General features: G+C 31.4%; 16 protein-coding genes. All 16 read left to right on the plus strand.

What is annotated here, in order from left to right:
- Positions 1-14 precede the first annotated feature (14 nt).
- The 16 genes from G4D72_RS03245 (at position 15) to gmd (ending at position 17,273) form a co-directional block, all read left to right on the plus strand.
- Positions 15-674 (plus strand): FkbM family methyltransferase, encoded by a 660-nt coding sequence (locus tag G4D72_RS03245; protein ID WP_166076179.1) that lies wholly within the window; start codon positions 15-17, stop codon positions 672-674.
- Positions 675-684: 10 nt separating this feature from the next.
- On the plus strand, positions 685-1,710 hold the full coding sequence (locus G4D72_RS03250; RefSeq protein WP_166076180.1) for a glycosyltransferase family protein: 1,026 nt from the start codon (positions 685-687) through the stop codon (positions 1,708-1,710).
- Between the two features lie 4 nt (positions 1,711-1,714).
- Positions 1,715-2,605 carry an FkbM family methyltransferase gene (locus G4D72_RS03255; protein WP_166076181.1) on the plus strand — a complete coding sequence of 297 codons (891 nt, stop codon included), beginning with the start codon at positions 1,715-1,717 and terminating at the stop codon, positions 2,603-2,605.
- Positions 2,605-3,552, plus strand: a complete 948-nt coding sequence (locus G4D72_RS03260; RefSeq protein WP_166076182.1) for a glycosyltransferase family 2 protein — start codon at positions 2,605-2,607, stop codon at positions 3,550-3,552. Before G4D72_RS03255 ends, G4D72_RS03260 begins: the two co-directional genes overlap by 1 nt.
- Positions 3,553-3,555: 3 nt before the next feature.
- A complete protein-coding gene (locus G4D72_RS03265; protein WP_166076183.1) occupies positions 3,556-4,695 on the plus strand; it encodes a glycosyltransferase in 1,140 nt (379 codons plus the stop codon).
- A gap of 4 nt (positions 4,696-4,699) precedes the next feature.
- On the plus strand, positions 4,700-5,581 hold the full coding sequence (locus G4D72_RS03270; RefSeq protein WP_166076184.1) for a glycosyltransferase family 2 protein: 882 nt from the start codon (positions 4,700-4,702) through the stop codon (positions 5,579-5,581).
- A gap of 19 nt (positions 5,582-5,600) precedes the next feature.
- The gene (locus tag G4D72_RS03275) at positions 5,601-6,770 is read left to right on the plus strand and encodes an acylneuraminate cytidylyltransferase (protein ID WP_166076185.1); all 1,170 of its coding nucleotides are present in this window, start codon (positions 5,601-5,603) and stop codon (positions 6,768-6,770) included.
- Between the two features lie 134 nt (positions 6,771-6,904).
- Positions 6,905-7,780 (plus strand): N-acetylneuraminate synthase family protein, encoded by an 876-nt coding sequence (locus tag G4D72_RS03280; protein ID WP_166076186.1) that lies wholly within the window; start codon positions 6,905-6,907, stop codon positions 7,778-7,780.
- Positions 7,781-7,923: 143 nt separating this feature from the next.
- The gene (locus G4D72_RS03285) at positions 7,924-9,318 is read left to right on the plus strand and encodes a glycosyltransferase family protein (RefSeq protein WP_166076187.1); all 1,395 of its coding nucleotides are present in this window, start codon (positions 7,924-7,926) and stop codon (positions 9,316-9,318) included.
- Positions 9,319-9,321: 3 nt separating this feature from the next.
- Positions 9,322-10,755 carry an MBOAT family O-acyltransferase gene (locus G4D72_RS03290; protein WP_166076188.1) on the plus strand — a complete coding sequence of 478 codons (1,434 nt, stop codon included), beginning with the start codon at positions 9,322-9,324 and terminating at the stop codon, positions 10,753-10,755.
- A 102-nt stretch (positions 10,756-10,857) separates the two neighbouring features.
- Complete coding sequence (locus G4D72_RS03295; protein ID WP_166076189.1) at positions 10,858-11,643, plus strand: hypothetical protein; 786 nt, start codon at positions 10,858-10,860, stop codon at positions 11,641-11,643.
- Positions 11,644-12,519 carry a hypothetical protein gene (locus G4D72_RS03300; RefSeq protein WP_166076190.1) on the plus strand — a complete coding sequence of 292 codons (876 nt, stop codon included), beginning with the start codon at positions 11,644-11,646 and terminating at the stop codon, positions 12,517-12,519.
- Positions 12,519-13,676 (plus strand): glycosyltransferase family 4 protein, encoded by a 1,158-nt coding sequence (locus tag G4D72_RS03305; RefSeq protein WP_166076736.1) that lies wholly within the window; start codon positions 12,519-12,521, stop codon positions 13,674-13,676. Before G4D72_RS03300 ends, G4D72_RS03305 begins: the two co-directional genes overlap by 1 nt.
- Before the next feature lie 7 nt (positions 13,677-13,683).
- Positions 13,684-14,607 (plus strand): hypothetical protein, encoded by a 924-nt coding sequence (locus G4D72_RS03310; RefSeq protein ID WP_166076191.1) that lies wholly within the window; start codon positions 13,684-13,686, stop codon positions 14,605-14,607.
- A 2-nt stretch (positions 14,608-14,609) separates the two neighbouring features.
- Complete coding sequence (locus G4D72_RS03315) at positions 14,610-16,130, plus strand: glycosyltransferase family 2 protein (protein ID WP_166076192.1); 1,521 nt, start codon at positions 14,610-14,612, stop codon at positions 16,128-16,130.
- Between the two features lie 57 nt (positions 16,131-16,187).
- Positions 16,188-17,273, plus strand: coding sequence for a GDP-mannose 4,6-dehydratase (gmd, locus tag G4D72_RS03320; protein WP_207784851.1), 1,086 nt, complete (start codon positions 16,188-16,190; stop codon positions 17,271-17,273).
- Positions 17,274-17,276 lie beyond the last annotated feature (3 nt).

Genomic DNA, 17,276 nt, shown 5'->3' on the forward strand with positions numbered 1-17,276 from the left:
AACAATCGGTTAAAATGTTTATTACAAAATTAATTGGAAAATACTTTCCCATTAGTTTTGCTCGTTCTGGAGATGATTTACAAGTATACAAATTATTAAATAGCGCCAGTCCAGGTGTTTATTTAGATATTGGTTCTTGGCATCCAATAAAGGCCTCTAATACTTATTTTTTTTATCTAAGAAACTGGAAAGGAATTTGTATCGATCCCAATCCAGAACTTACTTCATTATTTAAAAAATACCGACCAAAAGACATTTTTATTAATGCAGGAATTGGCCCGTCCGACTCGAATTTAAATTATTACATGTTTCAAAATAGTTCGATGAATACATTTAGTGATGCATTTATTCATGCGAATCAATTACAAGATAAAATAAAAAAAACTATAAAAGTTCCCTTACTCTCCATTAAAGAGATTTTAGACGAACGTTTACAACCTCATGACAGATTAGACTTTTTTGATATTGATGTAGAAGGTTTAGATTTACAGGTTTTACAAACAAATGATTGGGAGAAATACAGGCCTAAAGTTATTTTAATAGAATCTGATTTATCTCTAAAAGATGATATTATATCGGAACTCACTTCTTATTTGGAAAGTAAAAATTATAAATTTATTGGAAAGACAATTATAAGTAATGATTTGGGAAATTTAATTTTTATTCCAAATTAAAATTTACAACATGAGAAAAGGAACAAATACTTCAAAAGAGCAAACCATTTCGAAACGAGAAGTAAACCATCGTGTAATCATTCCTTTATATATACCCCATACAGATGAGTATTACAGTGAAGCTTTTGAGATTTTCGAAATGACTTTAATGTCTCTTCACAAAACTTCAACTTATCCTAATTTAGTTTCTGTGATTAGCGATCATTGTTGTGATTCTATCAATTATAAACTTTTAGAATTAAAAGAGAAAAAGTTAATTGATGAGTTAGTTATCCAAACTCAAAATATTGGAAAGTTAAATGCAATTTTAAAAGTGTTGCGTACGGTTGATGAAGAATTTGTAACCATTACCGATGCAGATGTTTTATTTGTAAATGATTGGGATAAAGAAGTATTTCATGTATTCTCCTCTTTTCCAAAAGCTGCAGTGGTATCTCCAGTACCGGTTTTTAGAAATCAATTGAGTTATACGGCTAATATTTGGGTAGACTATTTTTTTTCTAAAAAGTTAGCTTTTCAACCTGTTAAAAATCCAGATGCCTTAGAAAAATTTGCCAAAAGTATTGGTTGGGATTCCCTTGAACCGCGATTTAAAGATGTGATTGTTACATTAAAAGCAGAAAATGATACTTTAGCCGTTGTAAGTGCTACCCATTTTGTTGCCACCTATAAAAAAGAATATCTTAAAAATATTCCGAAAGAAAACAGTATTTTTAAATTAGGAGGGAATAGTGAAGGGAAATATTTAGACAAACCACCATTTGATTTAGACGGGTATCGTTTAGCGACATATGATAATTACGCGTATCATTTAGGTAATAAAACCGAATTGTGGCAAAAAGAATATTATAGCGCTTTATCTGAAACTGAAAAAATTCCGTTTCCAGCAATTTCAAACTTTAAGCCTGGTAAATCATTTGTAAAAAAAATAATTGAAAAACTATTGGTAAAAGCACTATCCAATACTAAAATATATAACATGTTACTTTTACGTAAAGGATTAACAAAACAACAATTAAAAACTTTTTGGTATTAAATTTATGAAACAACTAGTACATAACTTATTAAAAAAAGCCGGTTTCCGATTGATAAACAGAAATAAAATGTTTAAAAAACGATTGGAATACTTAGCGAAATATCCTGTGATACAACACAAAGAGTTGTTTTTAGAAGCCTACGAATATGTGGTTAAGTTAGAAAAATACTTCCCAACGATTCATTTTAAAGATGCAAATAATGGAATTTGTGTTGCCATTGATGGCTTAGAAATTGAAGTAGAATCTTTTGAAGAATTTTTTATTATTGCAGAAATTTTTATCGATTACGATTATAATTTTTTACTAAATGAAGAAGTCGTAGTTTTAGATATTGGAATGAATATCGGAATTGCCAGTCTGTTTTTTTCAAAAATGCATTCCGTAAGCAAGGTATATGGTTTCGAACCGGTTCCTGATACGTATGAAAATGCGTTGTATAATTTTAATTTGAATCCGAAGTATAAAAACAAAATTATTGCAAAAAACATTGGTTTAGGAAAAAATTCACGAAAAGAAACATTTTTATTCGATTCGAATTGGAAAGGAAATACGGGTGTACGAGGTAAAAAAAGTGCCAGTTATCAAATTTCTAAATCTAAAGAAACACGTGAAGTACAAATTGAAGCTGTATCAGAAGTTTTTCAATCCATTCAAAAAGAGAATGAAAAAGCAAACTTTATAGTAAAAATTGACTGTGAAGGAGCAGAATATGAAATTTTCGAAAAATTAAATGCAACCAATCTTATCAAAGAAGCAAAGATTTACATGATAGAATGGCATGATGAAGGTAGCGAAATGTTAGAAAAAATTCTTGTTGAAAATCATTTTGTCGTTTTTTCCAGAAAATTAGCCGTAAATTCGGGTATGCTTTACGCTTATAATACCGTAAAATAATGATTTCCATCTTAATGCCTGTTTATAACAGAGAAACGCTAATCATTGAAACCCTAGAATCTATTGTTAACCAGTCTTTTGTAGATTGGGAATGTATCATTGTCGACGATGGAAGCACAGATCAAACGGCAGAAGTGGTGGAAGCATTTATTGAAAAAGATTCCAGATTTATCTTTTTAAAAAGACCCGAATACCTTCCAAAAGGACCAAGTGCTTGTAGAAATTATGCGTATGAAGTCTCAAAAGGGCAATACATTCAGTTTTTTGATAGTGATGATATTATGCATCCCAATCATTTGTTAGCAAAAAGTAATAAAATAGCAAATGCAGATGTTGTTGTTTGTAAATTAAAACAGTTTTCTAATCAGTTTGAAAATCAATTATTTCAATTTTCAGATTCCAATCACTTGGTAATTACACATTCGGCATTCGATGATTTTGTTTCAGGAAAATTTGAAATGATGATGGTGGCTCCATTATGGAAAAAAGATTTCATTCACAAGCATTTGCCTATTCTTACGCATTTAAATATGTTAGAAGATCATGAATTATATGCCAGAGCCTTGTATGAAAATCCTAAAATTGAAATCATTAACGAGTATTTGATTTTTTATAGAAAAGGTCATGATGCCTTAACCAACACCTTTTTTAAGAATATTTCTTCGGGTTTAAATTCTTATTTAGCTGCCAAACAAACGGTTCTAAATTTGAAAAATTCGGAAACCATTAAACTGATTATTTTAAAACAAGTTTTAGGATATTTCAGATTGGGTTTAGCCGCAAAACAATATCAAGAAGCCAAAAAATGTTTGACCTTCATTTCCAAAAATAAATTAGCTTTTAATCTTGCTTTACAAACAAAATTAATTCGAATTAGAGTCTTATTTAATTTGATAAAGATTGTAAAAAGAGGCGATTTTTTTCTAAAACCTTATCTAAAAGTATAACGTATGAAAATACTCATGGTAGCCATTCCTAATCATCATTTTTTTCAATGGGTTAACCAATTGGAACACGCTGGCTATGAAGTACACTGGTTTGATATTACAGATGGTGCCGGATTTTCTGATAAAATAAAATGGGTAAAACAAAGTAACGGTTGGAAACTAAAATGGAATTTTCCTTTCAGAAGTAGGTTGAAACATTATTTCCCAACGTTTTACAAATTCGTACAAAATTATAATGAACGAAAAGTAACGGCTGTTTTCGAAAAAATGCTTCATGAAATTCAACCCGATATCGTGCATAGTTTTGAAATGCAACTTGCGGTGTGGCCTATTTTATCTGTAATGGAAAAAAATACAATTCCGTGGATTTACTCTTCCTGGGGCAGTGATGTTTTTAATTATTCTTATTTAGGAATGAAAATCGAAGAGGTTAGAAATTGTTTAAAAAGAGTAAATTATTTAATTACAGATTGCCAAAGAGATTTTTCAATTTTAAATGAATTGGGTTATGCCCATACCTATTTAGGTGTGTATCCAGGAAATGGTGGGGTTACCATCGATTCAAATTATAATTTAGAAATTGAGAAAAGAAACAAAATAATTATTAAAGGATATGATGATGGCGTGGGTAAAGCGCTCGAAGTTTGTAAAGCACTCACTCAACTTCCTATTGCACAACTCCAAAAGTTTGATTTGGTAATTTTTAGTGCCGATAAAAATGTTGAAGATTTCGTTAATTCTTCTGACTATTTTCAAAAATTAGAGGTGCGAATTCTTGCAAGAACAAGTTATTTTCCCAATGATAAATTGCTTCAAATTATGGGTGAAAGTAGTATTTACATTGGAAATAGTATTTCAGACGGTATGCCCAATTCGTTAATTGAAGCTATGGGAATGGGCGCATTTCCTATTCAATCTAATCCGGGAAATGTTACTGCCGAAATTATTAAGGATGGCATAAATGGGTTTTTAATTCAAAATCCTTTAAATCTTACTGAAATTTCTACGTTAATTTCAAAAGCAATTCATGATGAGCAACTTAGAAAAGAAGCTAGAACGATAAATGTTAACTTTGTGAAAAACAATTGTGACCGCCATATTTTAAAAGATAAAATTGTTTCTTTGTATAAAAATATAAAATAAGTACATGGAAGTTTCTTTTGTTATAGTCACTAAAAATAGGGCAGAAGCTTTGGCTTTTACTTTGGAGAAAATCCGATTACTATTAGAGCCTTCTAAACATGAAGTTCTTGTTTTTGTTGATGGCTGCGCTGCAACTCAAGCCATACAATCCGATTTTCCCTGGGTAAAGTGGTATGGAGTTGCAAAAAGCATTGGTGCTTCACCAGCAAGAAATCGGTTGTATCAAAACGCAGTCGGATCGATTTTAATTGGTTTAGATGATGATGCTCATCCCTTAACTTTGACTTGTATTGAAAAATGTAAGTCCGTATTCGAAAATCATCCCAACTTAGGTATTATTGCTTTCCAAGAAGTTAGAGGATTGTTTGCTTCCGATGCTGAGGCGCTATTGCAAGCAGAACAACAACCCATTTTTTATACAACCAATGATTTTGTAGGTTGTGGATTTGCCATTAAAAATGAAGTATATCAAAAAACCAATGGTTTCCCTTTGTGGATGGATATTTACGGCGAGGAAACTTGTGTAGCTTATGAAGTGCTCAATGCAGGATATGATATTGTTTATGACAATTCTATACTCGTAAATCATAGAGTAGACAAACAGCAACGTGTGGCACAAGGAAAATATTATTTTAGATTTCAAAAGCAGTTGAAAAATACCATCTTCTTTTTTTTAGTGTATCGTAAAAATCCATTCTGGCCCATCGTTAAAACCATATTGCATAATTTTAAAAAATATGCTTTAAAAGATTTTACTTATTTTAGCTTGTTTTGGCGTGCGATGTTTGAAGTGGTTTTTCATTTTTTTAGCGTTTTAAAATATAGAAAACCTTTAAATAACAGTACTTTGCAAAAAATTAAAAACTTACAAGCTCTGAAGTATTAATACATTTATTACACGAATTATGAAAAAAGTAGCCATTATACCGTTAAGAAAAGGTTCCAAAGGAATTCCGGGAAAAAATAAAAAGAAAATGCTAGGACGTCCTTTGTTTTCATGGGTTTTAGGAGCAGCCATTTTTTCTGATTTAGATGCCGTTTATGTTTTTACAGATGATGCCGAAATACTAGCTTTTATAGAAAAGGAATACGCATGGTCGCCCAAAGTAAAAGGCTTACTTCGTGCAGCTGAAAACGCCAATGATACGGCTTCAACAGAAAGCACAATGCTAGAATTTGCTGAAAAGATAAACTACGATTTTGACATGCTTTGCTTGCTACAAGCCACTTCTCCTATGACAACTACTGCCAACATCAATGAAGCAATTGCAAAGATGTATGTTTCTGATACGGTTTCTGTTTTATCTGTAGTAAAAACACATCGTTTTACTTGGAATGAAGATGGCACACCACAAAATTATGATGTATTCAACAGGCCACGTCGTCAGGATTTTAATGGGTTGTTAATGGAAAATGGAGCCATATATCTGACTACAAAAGAAGCATTTGTATCATCTAAAAACAGAGTTAGTGGTAAAATTGGTTTAATAGAAATGCCCGAAGAAACCTTACACGAAATAGATTCGCTTTCCGATTGGACAATCATTGAAAATTTATTAGCCAACAGACAAAAACAGCAAAAAAAACAAGAGCCAATTAAGTATTTAGTTTTAGATGTAGATGGTGTTTTTACCGACGGTTGCGTGTATTACGGCTCAGAAGGCGAGTTGATGAAAAAATTTGATATGCGAGACGGAATGGGCTTAGAAATTTTACGTCAGCATAGCGTTGAAGTCGTTGTTATTACTTCTGAAAATTCCGAATTGGTAGCCAAACGTATGCAGAAATTACAAATTAAACATGCCTTTTTGGGGGTTAAGGATAAATTTTCTTTTCTTCAAAACTTCATTAACGAACAAAAAACAACTTGGTCTCATTTGGCCTATGTGGGTGATGATGTAAATGATTTGGCCGGTTTATGTACTGTGGGTTGGTCGTTTGCTCCTAATAATGCCACAACTGTTGTAAAACATAATGTAGATGTCGTTTTAAATAATAATTCTGCCAATGGCGCCATAAGAGAAGTTTGCGAATGGCTTATGAAATATAATTCTAGGTATGTAAACGTTAAATAATTCTACTGTTTATAAGTATGTGAATTAAAGTTGAAACCTACTCGAAAATATTTTTATTTTAATTATTTCATAATCAACAGCACCACTAAAATTAAATAAATTTTTCCTACTTTTGCCTTTCTAATAAAATGAAAATGAACACCTACAAAAAACCTTATGTAATTGCCGAAATTGGTTGTAACCACAAAGGCGACATGAATATTGCTAAAGAATTAATTAAAATTGCCAAAATTTTTTCTAATGCAGATGCTGTAAAATTTCAGAAAAGGAATAATATCGAATTATTAACTGAAGCACAATATAATGCGCCACATCCGAATCCTTCTAATTCTTATGGTGAAACGTATGGTGCACACAGAGAATTTTTAGAATTTGACGTGCATCAACATGCCGAATTAAAAGCGTATTGTGAAGAAATCGGAATTACCTATTCTACTTCAGTTTGGGATACCACTTCTGCTAAAGAGATTACTTCTTTAAACCCAGAATTTATTAAAATTCCATCTGCTTGTAATAATAATTTCGACATGCTAACTTGGTTGTGCGAAAATTACAAAGGCGAAATTCATATTTCCACTGGTATGACTACCAAAAATGAAACAGACGAACTAGTAACTTTCTTTACTGAAAAAGGAAGAAATAAAGATTTAGTTCTTTATAATTGTACTTCTGGTTACCCCGTTCCTTTTGAAGATGTTTGCTTGTTAGATATCAATTTATTAATTGAAAAATATAGCGATAAAGTAAAACATATCGGATTTTCAGGTCATCATTTAGGAATTGCTGTCGACATAGCGGCTTTTACCCTAGGTGCAAATATTATTGAAAGACATTATACTATCGACAGAACTTGGAAAGGTACAGATCATGCCGCTTCTTTAGAACCAGAAGGTTTACGTAAATTATGTAGAGATGTTCGTGCCGTACATAAAGCTCTAACTTTTAAAAGTCAAGATATCTTACCCATTGAACAAGTTCAAAGAGATAAGCTTAAAAATCAAAAAGTTTAAATTGTATAGAAAAATCCCTTTTACGAGGGATTTTTTATGTTGTGGGTTTTGGGTTTTGGGTTTGAGATTAGTTTTTTCAAACTTTTTTGGCTTTGAAAAGGAAAATAATAAATACTATATTTGCAGGCATTTAATACATACAAATGAAGAAAAAAATATTCATATTTTTACCCGATGGTGTTGGTCTTAGAAACTTTGCTCTAACTAATTTTAAACAAATTGGAGAAGCCAATAATTTCGATATTACGTATTGGAACAATACACCCTTTTCTATTGAAAAAGAAATCGGTTTTAAAGAAATTAAACTCGAAAACAACAAAAATAATCCGTTAACCACAATTTTTACAAGAGCTCGTAAAAGAGCCGAATTAAATTGGTTCGATAAAAAATTCAACGAAAAAGTATATAATACCTACAACTTTCCGCAATCGTATGGCTCGCTAAAAGAGGCTGTTAAAAGTTGTATGGTTGACGTTTTAGTTGCTACTTGTTCGCATGCAAAAGGTGTGTCTTTCATTCGTAAACAAATAAAAAAATTAGAACGAAAGAGTCCAAAATATGCCTATAGTAAAACACAACTGGCACAAGAAAAACCCGATTTTATTTTTTGTACCAATCAACGTCCTAGTCAAGCTATTGCTCCAATTTTGGCTGCTCAAGATTTAGGAATTCCAACTGCAACATTTATTTTTTCTTGGGACAATTTACCAAAAGCCACCACTTTAGTAGAAACCGATTATTACTTTGTGTGGAGCGAACACATGAAAAAAGAAGTTTTAATGTATTGTCCGTATGTACCAGCAGATAAGATTTTGGTTACAGGAACGCCACAATTTGAAAGTCACTTCGATACAAGTTTGCTTTTAACGAAAGAAGCCTTTTTTGCACAACATAATTTAGACATCAATAAAAAGTACATTTGCTATTCAGGTGATGATATTGTTACCTCGCCGTTAGATCAGTTTTATGTAGAAGATTTAGCCCTTTCCGTAAGAGAATTAAATAAAAAAGGGTATAATTTAGGGATAATTTATAGAAAATGTCCTGTAGATTTTACCGAAAGATATCAGCCAATTTTAGAAAAATATAGCGATGTCATTGTAAATATTGACCCATTATGGCGACCAGTTGGAACCAGTTGGAATGAAATTATGCCTTCTAAAGAAGATTTTGCGCTGCAAGCCAACATTTGCGAACATACTGAGTTTGTTGCCAATGTAGCATCTTCCATGGTTTTCGATTTTGTGGCTCACCAAAAATCATGTTTGTTTTTCGATTACGAACAACCGCAACTTAAAAAAGGAATTCGCGATATCGGACAAAATTATCATTATATCCATTTCCGATCTATGCCTAGCAAGAACGCAGCTTTGTGGTCTTTTAATAAGTTAGAATTGACTCAAACCGTTCAAGATATCATTGATGGAAAGCTATCCAATGTTCCAGAAGGACAACTTTGGTTTGAAACTATTGTAGGTAAAAATCCAACTCAAGCTTCTGAAAGTATTTGGAAGGAAATCAAAAAAATTGTAAAATAAACTATGTTTTTTAACTCACTACATTTCGCGGCTTTTCTTCCAATTGTTTTTATTTTGTATTGGTTCGTTTTTAATAAAAACAAATCATGGCAAAATAGTCTTTTAATCGTAGCTAGCTATTATTTTTATGCTTGTTGGGATTGGCACTTCTTGTTTTTACTCGTGTTTTCTACATTTTTAGATTATTTCACGGGAATTATGATTGAGAAAAACGAAACTGCCTCTAAAAGGAAATTTTGGTTTTGGTTAAGTATTAGCATCAATTTAGGTTTTTTAGGCGTTTTTAAATATTATAATTTTTTCGCGACTTCTTTCACCGAATTATTAACCGGATTTGGGTTTAAAGTCCATCCAACTTTGATAGAAGTAATTTTACCTGTCGGAATTTCTTTTTATACCTTTCACGGTTTGTCTTACGTTATTGATATTTACTACAAACGCATTAAGGCAGAAACTAACTTTATCGATTATTCCCTTTTTGTTAGTTATTTTCCTTTACTAGTAGCCGGACCTATTGAACGTGCCACACATTTACTACCACAAGTAAAAGTGAAACGAGAATTTAACTTCGAAAAAGCGAAAGAAGGCATTCATCAAATTATTTGGGGATTAGTAAAAAAAGTGGTGATTGCCGATTCTTGTGCTATGTATGCTAATGAAGTCTTCAATCATACGGAGCAAATGAATTCTTTGTCTTTAGTTTTAGGAGCCATTTACTTTGCTTTTCAAATTTATGGTGATTTTTCAGGGTATTCCGATATCGCATTGGGAACCTCAAAATTATTTGGAATAGATTTATTAAAGAACTTCAATTTTCCTTATTTTTCAAGAGATATTGCCGAATTTTGGCGCCGTTGGCACATTTCCTTATCGTCTTGGTTTAGAGATTATTTGTACATTCCATTAGGCGGAAGTAAAGGTGGGAAATGGATGCAAGTACGTAATACTTTTATCATTTTTTTAGTCAGCGGTTTTTGGCATGGCGCCAATTGGACTTTCATTGCCTGGGGATTAATCAATGCTATTTATTTTTTACCGTTGCTGTTATTAAATAAAAACAGAAGTAATTTAGAAGATATTGCTTTCAAATGGAATGCTCAAGGAATGCAAACTATTTTGAATATTTTATTCACTTTTACTATCACGACATTTGCTTGGATTTTTTTCAGAGCAAAATCTATTTCTGACGCGTTGTTGTACCTAAAAAATATGTTTACCAATTTAAATTTTGACATTCAATACTTAAATAACGAACGATATGCACCAGAATTACTTTTGCTAATTGGCGTTTTTGTGTTGTTTGAATGGTTTCATAAATACAAAACAGAACCTATTTCAGGAAAATACGAAAACATCAAATTGTTACTTTGTATCATGGCTATTTTAGCTTTAGGTGTATTTTCAGATTATAAAGAATTTATTTATTTTCAGTTTTAATTGATGCGAAATTTAGCTACATATATACTAAAGTTAGTAGTTATGGTTGTGCTTTGCAGCTATTGTTTCGACTTCATTTATACCCAAATTCACACTAGTTTTGTGCCAAAAACAAAATTTCAACATTTTAAAGCGTTAAAAAATCAACGTTTCGATTATGTGTTTTTAGGTTCTTCTAGAGTTGAAAACGGCATTTCACCTGAAATAATTAAAAATAAAACTGGGAAATCATCGGTTAATTTAGGATTTCAAGCTTCCAAATTATCTGATGTTTATCTGATTTTGCAATTGTTAGACGCGTATCACATTTCCTACAAAAAAGTATTCATTCAAATAGATTATATCTTTAACATGGAAGGTGGGAGTTCTAATATCTTGAGTTACGAAATTTTGCCTTTTATTCATGAGAATGAAGCCATTTCGAAACAGTGTTTGTTTCACGATCCTGAAAATTTTTGGTGTAATAAATACCTGCCATTTTACAGATATTGTCGTACTTCACAAAAAAACGGAATACGTGAAGTGGTTTCTAAAACGATCAAAAAAAAATCTGCTGCATTTGATCAACTAGGTTATGCACCATTAAGCGGTAATTTTGTAAATGGAAAATTTATGTTGCCAAAAAAAGTAGCTTCAACAAATAAATTTTATAATGAAATTGTTTCTTATGCTACCACACATCGTAAATCAGTTGTTTTTTTTACTGCTCCCTTCCGATTTGTAAATCAAAGTTCAAATTACATTCAAAAATTAGAAACAAAAATTCCTAACCTGAAAAATTTTTCAAACGAATTACAAAACGATGCTTATTTTCAAAATAATAATCACTTAAATCATACTGGTGCTGTAGCTTTTACCACACTACTAATTGAAAAACTAAATTTATAAATGAAACGTTTTTTTAAGCAATTTTTATGGTTTCTATTGGTGCTCTTACTAGGTTCTGTACTCTTAGATGTCATTTACACTACTATTCTTTCTAGTTCTTCTACTCGTAACAAAGTAGAACATATTATTCATTCGAAAAATAAAAAATTCGACGTTGTAATTATGGGAACTTCTCGTGCTAATAATCATTTTGTGACTTCATTATTTGAAAAAAAAGGATTGAAAGCGTTTAATTTTGGCATTAGTGGTTCGCATTTACTTGAAACCTCTTTGCTTTTAAAATTAATGGTTGCGAATCAGTACGATATAAAAAATATAATTTTAGAAGCCGATTTAAGTATTTGTAATGAAAAGCGCGATGAAGGAACAACCGCTCGTTTCATGCCTTACATCCATCAGAATGCTATTATTAAAGAACATTATAAGGATGAAGCCGATTTTAATTCGATTTATTATTTGCCTTTTTACAGATATGTGAAGTTTACTGCTAAAATAGGTTTCAGAGAAGTAGCAGATGTAACCTCAAAAAAAACTACGAATACCTTACATAACAAAGGCTATTATCCGTTGATTTCGAATAAAAAAGGGAACATGAAAAACGATATCTCGTCATTAAAAGTGATTCGAAATAAATACTATGAAGAAATCAAACAAATTTGTAAAGAACATAAAATTAATCTTATCGTAGTAATGACGCCAATGTGTGAAAATACCAAAGGATTAAATTATTTTGATAAAGTACAACAGCAATATCCAGAAATTCATAACTTTGAAAATGTAGTTACAGATGATGCTTATTTCGCTTCTTGTGGGCATTTAAACAATGAAGGTGCTATAATTTATACCAATCATATTCTCAAAACATTTTTTAATTGATGCACATTGCTTTCATTACCCCAGAATATCCGCATCCGAAAATTAAAAATTCGGGTGGTTTAGGAACGAGTATCAAAAATTTGGTAGCGGCTTTGGTATCGCAACGTATTGAGGTTACTGTTTTTGTTTATGGACAACAAAATGCTGAGTTTTTTAAAGAGAATGGGGTTACTTTTCATTTTATTCCGAATCAGAACTATCGTTTTGCCAAATGGTTTTTTTATAGAAAATACATACAAAAGTATATTAACAAAGTAGTTGAAACCCAAAAAATAGATCTTTTAGAAGCAGCAGATTGGACAGGAATTACCGCGTTTATGAAGTTTAAAATTCCACTAGTCATTCGTTTTCATGGAAGTGATACGTACTTTTGTCATTTAGAGCAAAGACCACAAAAACGCAAAAATTTTTGGTTTGAAAAATTAGCGGTCCAAAACGCAACTGCTTTTATCGCTCCAACACAATTTGCTGGAGAAGTATCTGCGAAATTGTTTTCCATTCCTGCTGAAAAAGTAACTACAATTCATTATGGTTTAACTTTAAGTAACTTCGTAAATACTACTCCCGAACAATTTGAAACCGAAACCCTATTGTATTTAGGAACTGTCATAAGGAAAAAAGGGGTATTTGAATTGCCCACTATTTTTAATGAAGTGAGAAAACAATTTCCAAAAGCCAAATTAATTATAATTGGGAATGATGCTCCAGATATTCAAACAGGTTCGCAATCGACTTGGTCGTTAGTTGAAAAGTTATTTGCTAAAGAAGCGCTTCCTTTTGTTACATTTTTAGGAAAGAAACCCTATGAAGAAGTTCAAAACTATATAAAAAAAGCACATGTTTGTTTGTTTCCCACTTATGCTGAAACCTTAGGAATGGTTACAATTGAAGCCATGGCTTTACAAAAACCTGTTGTAAATAGTAATATTGGTTGGGCGAATGAATTGCTAATAGATGGAGAAAGTGGTTTTTTGGTTCATCCGAGCGATCATACTTTATTTGCAGAAAAAATTGTAACACTTTTTTCGGATCGTGCTTTGTGTTCAAAAATGGGTCAACTTGCCAATAAAAGAGTAGCGGCTGTTTTTGATATTGATAAAAAAGTTAGGGAAAATATTTCGTTTTATTCAAGCATACTAGAAAGTGAAAAAAATTAAAATCTTTTTGAGTCGTTTTATAAGTTTTCTAAAAATTTATTGGCAACTTTTACAATCTTTTAGCGTTAGTCGATCTGAACAAACCACAATTATAGTTTGTTTTGATGGATCAGTTTCTCATGGCGGTTTGCTAGATCGATTGAAAGGTGTGATTTCTTTCTATGAAGTAGCTAAAATTAAACAAATCGATTTTAAAATCTATTTTAATCATCCGTTTCAACTCTCCGATTTTTTGCAACCCAATGCCGTAAATTGGAAGTTAGAAACACTACAGTTTAACCCATTTCAAGATGAGGTTTTATATTTGATGAATAACTTTAGTGTTAATCCGTTAGCCTTAATTGATGCCAAAAAAAATAAAAAATATTTTATTTACTGTAATATCGATTATTTAAAAAACATGCATCAGGATTTTTCTGATGCTACCATTCAGGAAACTTGGCGCACCAATTATAACCAATTGTTTACAGAATCACCCATTTTAAAAGAAGCGATTTTTAAATTGCCGCAAGAAAAAAATATAGTTTGTCATACTCGATTTACTAGTTTAATGGGCGATTTTGCTGATACTACTTCAGTAATTTTGAATGCATCAGAAAAAGAAAATTTAGTTCAAAAAATAATTGAAAAAATAAACAATATTCAGCAACAACATTCCAATCTTCCCATTTATGTTTTGTCTGATAGTCTTGTTTTTTTAGATGCCATAAAAGCAACCACAAATTTCAATACCCTTTCTGGTACTCCAAAACATGTTGATGTAAAAAGTACTTTTTCTAGTTTTGAAGAACATTTAAAAACGTTTACCGATTTTTATTTCATTTCTAAAAGCGAACAAGTTTTTTTACTGAAAATAGATCAAATGTATAGTAGTGGTTTTTCAAAATATGCCGCAATTATTGGTAATAAACCTTTCACAATTATAGAATAAGTATGATTTTTGTTTTTCATAAAAATAATAAAGTAGTGAAGGTAACTCAAAATTATCTTGAAATTTCCTTTGAAAAAATGGAAGTGGTCAATGCTTTATTCTTACTTGCAAAAAAACACAAAAAGGAACACATTGTTTGGTGTCATATAGATTTTGAGCCTGATTTAAATTACAATTTTATCGCAGCACTATCTCTATCAAATCCTACTATTTTATCTTATAATCCTTATCTGAATAATTACCTTAATTCTAAATTAGGGTATATTGATCAGAATTCGATTTTGAAGGTGAATAAAAAAGTAAGGTTTCAAACTTGGCAGATGCATGAAAGTGTAGGAATCATCTCCTCCGATTTATTACTTAAAATAGAAAAACACGATACCGATACTACCAATTTTAATTATTTTTTAAATGCTATTGCCAATCGAACGTTTATGAATGGGGTGTTGTGTTATTCCGAACCTCAATTATTAAATAATTTGGCTCTTAACACTTCCGCTTCTTCAACGGATAAAGAACTGTTTAAATTTGTAAAACAGCATTATAACTTAAAATGGTTTTTTTTGTTGTTCTTTTCTGTATTCTTGTTTGAAAGAAAAATACTTTTACTTCCTTTTTTACAGGCGCTTTTTTATAAAAGAAAACCCATTATAAAAGAGGATTTTATTTCTGAAGTTTTTGAAAAAAATGTAACAATTTCCAATTGTTCTATAGATGTTGTGATTCCAACAATCGGAAGAGCCTCTTATTTGAAAGATTTTCTTGTCGATTTAAAACAGCAAGAAGTACTTCCTAATAGTGTCATTATTGTAGAGCAAAATCCTAATGTAACAGCTGAGTCTGAATTAAGTTATCTCAGCAATGAAACTTGGCCGTTCAAAATAATTCATCAATTTATTTCTCAAACAGGAGCGTGTCATGCTCGCAATTTAGCCTTGCAAGAAATTAGTTCAGAATGGGTTTTCTTTTCCGATGATGATATTAGAATCGCACCAGATTTTTTAAAAAAGGCGGTTCAAAAAATTAAATGTTTGGAAGCTAATGCGGTTCTTTTTTCTTGTTTGTTAAAAAATCAAAAAGCCACTTTCTTACTTCCGCATCAAACAGCAGTTTTTGGTTCGGGTTGTACGATGGTAAAAGCCGAATTCGCATCAAAAATTAACTTTGATACCAAATATGAGTTTTGTTTTGGAGAAGACACCGATTATGGTATGAAATTAAAACATTTAGGAACCGATGTCATTTATTTGCCACAGCCTGAAATTTTACATATTAAAGCGCCAATTGGAGGTTTTAGAACCCCTCCAAAATATTTATGGTCTGAGGCTGTTATTCAACCCAAACCTAGTCCGACTATACTTTTAAATTTATTACGATACGCTACCCCTGAACAACAAAAAGGTTACAAAATGGTTTATTTTATGAAATCTTTAAATTGGAAACAACCAATTCAATCTATTAAAGAAAATCAAGCACATTGGAAATCTAGTTTATTTTGGGCAAATAAATTAGAAAATATGTAATGCCAATTACATAGATAATGTTATATTTGGACTTTCAATTCTAGAAGTTAAAATATAATGAAAATAGCATTAATTACAGGTATTAACGGGCAAGATGGTTCGTATTTAGCAGAATTACTATTAGAAAAAGGATACGAGGTTCACGGAATTATTCGTCGTAGTTCGACTTTTAATACAGAACGTATTGAGCATTTATATATAGAATCACTTTTAAAAGATTTACATAAAGATAAAAAAATCAACTTGCATTATGGCGATATGACGGATTCTACCAGTTTAATTCGCTTGGTTCAAGAAATTCGTCCAGACGAAATTTACAATTTAGCAGCACAATCTCATGTTAAAGTTTCATTTGATATGCCAGAATATACTGCTGAAACGGATGGAGTTGGAACTTTACGTTTACTTGAAGCCATCAGAATTTGCGGATTAGAAACGAAAACTCGTATTTACCAAGCATCTACCTCTGAATTATACGGAAAAGTACAAGAAGTTCCTCAAAAAGAAACTACGCCTTTTTATCCACGTTCTCCATACGGAGTGGCTAAATTATATGCGTATTGGATTACAAAAAATTACCGTGAGTCATACGGAATGTATGCCGTAAACGGGATTTTATTCAACCACGAATCAGAACGTAGAGGAGAAACTTTCGTGACTAGAAAAATTACTTTATCTGCTTCAAGAATCAAACATGGTATTCAAGATAAATTGTATTTAGGAAATTTAGATTCGTTACGTGATTGGGGTTATGCTAAAGATTATGTAGAATGTATGTGGTTGATGCTACAACAAGATACACCTGAAGATTATGTAATTGGAACAGGTGTACAATATTCGGTTCGTTATTTTTGCGAATTGGCTTTCCGTGAAGCGGGCATTGAATTAGAATGGAAAGGTGAACATGAAAACGAAATTGGCGTTTGCAAAGCAACAGGAAGAACTATTATTGAAGTAGATCCGAATTATTACCGTCCAGCAGAAGTGGAAAGTTTATTAGGCGATCCTACAAAAGCTAAAACGCAATTGGGTTGGAATCCGAGCAAAACTTCTATTGAAGAGTTAGTTCGTATCATGATGGAACACGATTTGAAATACGTAGTTCGTTTTAAAGATAGAGATTCATTAACTAAATACGAATAACGA

It is taken from the genome of Flavobacterium difficile (assembly GCF_011392115.1).
GTDB classification, from domain to species: Bacteria; Bacteroidota; Bacteroidia; order Flavobacteriales; family Flavobacteriaceae; genus Flavobacterium; species Flavobacterium difficile.